This is a genomic window from Sedimentibacter sp. B4, from assembly GCF_000309315.1.
In the GTDB taxonomy this organism is placed as follows: Bacteria; Bacillota; Clostridia; order Tissierellales; family Sedimentibacteraceae; genus Sedimentibacter; species Sedimentibacter saalensis.
The window spans coordinates 1-322 of the sequence record NZ_CANG01000581.1; the positions used below are offsets into that span (position 1 = coordinate 1).

The following is a 322-nucleotide window of genomic DNA, read 5'->3' on the forward strand; positions in this document are numbered from 1 at the left end:
CTCGAACCTCTGCTGGCTCAGGTCAGCAAGCCGGTGCAGTACATCGGGGGCGAGGTGAACTCGGTGAGCAAGGACTTCGCCGCCGCCGAGGTTCGCTGGGCCCTGATGTACCCGGACGCCTACGAGGTGGGCCAGCCGAACCAGGGCCTGGCCATCCTGTACGAACTGCTCAACGAGCGCGACTGGATGCTCGCCGAGCGCACGTTCTCGATCTGGCCCGACCTGGCCGCGTTGATGCGCAGCCACGGCCTGCCGCAGTTCACGCTGGAGAACCACCTGCCGGTGCGCGCGTTCGATGTGCTCGGGGTGAGTTTCTCCACCG

1 pseudogene is annotated in these 322 nt (G+C 66.8%); it reads left to right on the forward strand.

From position 1 onward, the window contains the following. Nucleotides 1-322, forward strand: a pseudogene (locus BN358_RS26665) (B12-binding domain-containing radical SAM protein); the annotation flags it as partial.